Origin of the sequence: Variovorax soli NBRC 106424 (assembly GCF_001591385.1) — a bacterium.
GTDB classification, from domain to species: Bacteria; Pseudomonadota; Gammaproteobacteria; order Burkholderiales; family Burkholderiaceae_C; genus Variovorax; species Variovorax soli.
Genome location: NZ_BCUU01000194.1, coordinates 1 through 3,462 on the forward strand (window position 1 = coordinate 1; position 3,462 = coordinate 3,462).

Annotated in this window: 2 protein-coding genes; one reads left to right on the plus strand and one right to left on the minus strand. The window is 70.0% G+C overall.

Features of this window, described 5'->3' with window-relative positions; translation table 11 throughout:
- Position 1: 1 nt before the first annotated feature.
- Positions 2-904, minus strand: a complete 903-nt coding sequence (locus VSO01S_RS26145; protein WP_068645672.1) for a crotonase/enoyl-CoA hydratase family protein — start codon at positions 902-904, stop codon at positions 2-4.
- Between the two features lie 89 nt (positions 905-993).
- Here VSO01S_RS26145 and VSO01S_RS26150 point away from each other — a divergent pair.
- A partial coding sequence (locus VSO01S_RS26150) for an ABC transporter permease (RefSeq protein ID WP_068645673.1) occupies positions 994-3,462 on the plus strand: 2,469 nt, incomplete at its 3' end.

Genomic DNA, 3,462 nt, shown 5'->3' on the forward strand with positions numbered 1-3,462 from the left:
ATCAAGCCTTCCCCGCATCCCCCATCCGCCCGATCATCCCCCGCGCCTCATCCCCTTCCGGAATCGCCCTCCCACTATCCCGCCACTCCACCGCCGCCTTGAACCCATTCGCCTGCGCATACCGCCTGAACCACAGCCCCTCCGGGTTGTGCCGCGTGATGCCGTCGAAGATGGTGGCCAGGCTTTGCGACTGCTCCAGCCCCATGTTCAGCATCACCTGGTTCACCACCATCTTGTGCATGGCCAGGTGGCTGCGCGGCACGCCGGCAATGCGGCTGGCCAGGCGCATCGTCGCTGCTTCCAGTTGGTCGAGCGGCACCGCCTCGTTCGCCAACCCCCAGTCGGTGGCGGTGCGCCCGTCGATGGTGTCGCCGGTAAACATCAGCTGCTTGGCGCGGGTCGGCCCCAGGCGGTAGGTCCACATGGCCGTGGTGGGGCAGCCCCACACGCGGGTGGGCATGTAGCCGATGCGCGCGTCCTCGGCCATCACCAGCAGGTCGCAGCACAGGGCGATGTCGCTGCCGCCGGCGGCGGCGTAGCCGTGCACCTTGGCAATGGTGGGCTTGGGGCTCTTCCACAGGCTCATGAAGTCCTCGGTGTTGCGCTTCATGTAGGCGTAATCGAGCATCGGGTCCCACGGGTAGCCCTCCTGCTGGCACGGGTGGTCGATGGTCCCCTGGCCGAAGATGCTCAGGTCGTAGCCGCCGCAAAAGCCCTTGCCGGCGCCTTCCACCACGATCACATGCACCTCGTCCACGCCGTTGGCCCATTCCACCGCGGCGCGGATCTCGCGCGGCGTGTCTTCGTTGATGGCGTTCAGGCGTTCGGGCCGGTTGAGCAGCAGGCGGGCGACGCGTGGGTTGCCGGCATCCTGGGTGATGCGCAGCGTGCTGAATTCGGGCATGAGCCAGTCTCCTTGTCTTGAATGGGCGCGCCGCCGCAATTCCTGTGCGGCGCGAAGGTCCATTCTCAGTTCGGTTAACGTCCGCGCCCATGAGCACCAACACCACCCCTTCGTCCGCGTCTTCCGCCTGGCGCCTGGGCTGGCGAACCCTCTGGCGCGACCTGCGCGCCGGCGAGCTGCGCCTGCTGATGGTGGCGGTGCTGCTGGCGGTGGCCGCGCTCACCGCCGTAGGGTTCTTCGCCGACCGTCTCAAGGGCGGGCTGCAGCGCGACGCGCGCCAGCTGCTGGGCGGTGACGCGGTGCTGGCCAGCGACAACCCCACGCCGCAGAACTTCATCGACCGTGCCCGCGCGCTGGGCCTGCAGAGCACCAGCAACTACAACTTCCCGACCATGGCCCGCGCCGACGACGCGCAGGGCGGCGCCACCAAGCTGGTGGCCCTGAAGGCGGTGGCGGCCGGCTACCCCTTGCGCGGCAAGCTGCAGACCAGCACCCAGGCCGGCGACACCGGCCAGCCGACACAGGACATTCCGCCGCCCGGCGAGGTGTGGGTGGACGGCCCGCTGCTCGAATCGCTGGGCCTGAAGCTGGGCGAAAAGCTGCTGCTGGGCGATTCGGCCCTGCGCATCGGCCGCATCATCGTGCTGGAGCCCGACCGCGGCGCCGGCTTCATGAGCTTTGCGCCGCGCGTGATGATCAACCAGGCCGACGTGGCCGCCACCGGCCTGGTGCAGCCGGCCAGCCGCGTGCGCTACCGCTTTGCGGTGGCGGGAGACGAGCGGGCGGTGAAGTCCTTCAACGACTGGGCCGACGCGGCGCTCAAGAATGGCGAGATGCGCGGCGCGCGGCTGGAGTCGCTGGAAAGCGGCCGACCCGAAATGCGCCAGACGCTGGACCGCGCCGAGAAATTCCTCAACCTGGTGGCGCTGCTGGCCGCGCTGCTGTCGGCCGTGGCGGTGGCGCTGGCCGCGCGCGGCTTTGCCGCCAACCACCTGGACGACTGCGCCATGCTGCGTGTGCTCGGCCAGAGCCAGCGCACCATCGCCGGCGCCTATGCCTTCGAGTTCGCGCTCATCGGCCTGGTGGCAAGCGCGGCCGGCGTGCTGATCGGCTTTGTCGTGCATTACGTCTTCGTGCTGCTGCTGGCCGGCCTGGTGGAAAGCGCGTTGCCGGCGCCCACGCTGTGGCCGGTGGCCTTCGGGCTGGGCATGGGCCTGACGCTGCTCTTTGCCTTCGGCCTGCCTCCGGTGCTGCAGCTGGCGCAGGTGCCGCCGCTGCGCGTCATCCGGCGCGACGTCGGCGGGCTCAAGCCGGCCTCGCTCACCGTGCTGGGTGTGGGCGTGGCGGGCTTTGCGGCGCTGCTGCTGGCGGCCAGCAGCGACCTCAAGCTGGGGCTCATCGCGGTGGGCGGCTTCATGGGCGCGGTGGCGGTGTTCGCGCTGCTGAGCTGGCTCGCGGTGAAGCTGCTGCGCCGCAGCGTCAAGGAAAGCACGGCGCCGCGCTGGCTGGTGCTGGCCACGCGCCAGATCTCGGCGCGGCCGGTGTATGCGGTGGTGCAGGTCAGCGCGCTGGCCGTCGGGCTGCTGGCGCTCATCCTGCTGGTGCTGCTGCGCACCGACCTGGTGGCCAGCTGGCGCCGCGCCACGCCGCCGGATGCGCCCAACCGCTTCGTGATCAACGTCATGCCCGACCAGAGCGAGGCCTTCCAGAAGGCGCTGCAAGAGGCCGGCGTGAGCAAGTACGACTGGTACCCCATGATCCGCGGGCGGCTCATCGCCATCAACGGCAAGGCCGTCTCGCCGGACGACTACGCCGACGACCGCGCCCGCCGCCTGGTGGACCGCGAGTTCAACCTGAGCAACAGCGCCGAGGCGCCGCCGCACAACAGCATCGTGGCCGGCCGCTGGACGCCTAACGCCGCCGGCGAGATGAGTGTGGAAGAGGGCCTGGCCCAGACGCTGGGCATGAAGCTGGGCGACACGCTGCGCTTCGACATCGGCGGCCAGCAGAGCGACGCGCGCATCACCTCGCTGCGCAAGGTGGACTGGGGCTCGCTGCACGCCAACTTCTTCGTGATGTACACGGTGGCCAACCTGCCCGACGTGCCGGTGACGTACATGGGCGCCTTCCGCGCCCCCGAGAAGAATGGCTTCGACAACGCATTGGTGCGCGCCTTTCCCAACATCACCAACGTCGACATGAGCGCCACCATCGGCCAGGTGCAGCGCGTGCTGGACCAGGTGATCCGCGCGGTGGAGTTTTTGTTCGGCTTCACGCTGGCCGCGGGGCTGGTGGTGCTGTTCGCGGCGGTGAGCGCCACGCGCGAGGAGCGGGCGAGGGAATTCGCCATCATGCGTGCCGTGGGCGCGCGCGCCAGCCTCTTGCGCCAGGTGCAGCGCGCCGAGCTGGCGGGCGTGGGCATGCTGGCGGGGCTGCTGGCCGCCATCGTGGCCTCGGCGCTGGGTTGGGGCCTGGCGCGCTATGTGTTCGAGTTCACCTGGACCGCATCGCCCTTGGTGCCGGTGGGCGGCGCCGTGGCCGGCGCGCTGCTGGCGCTG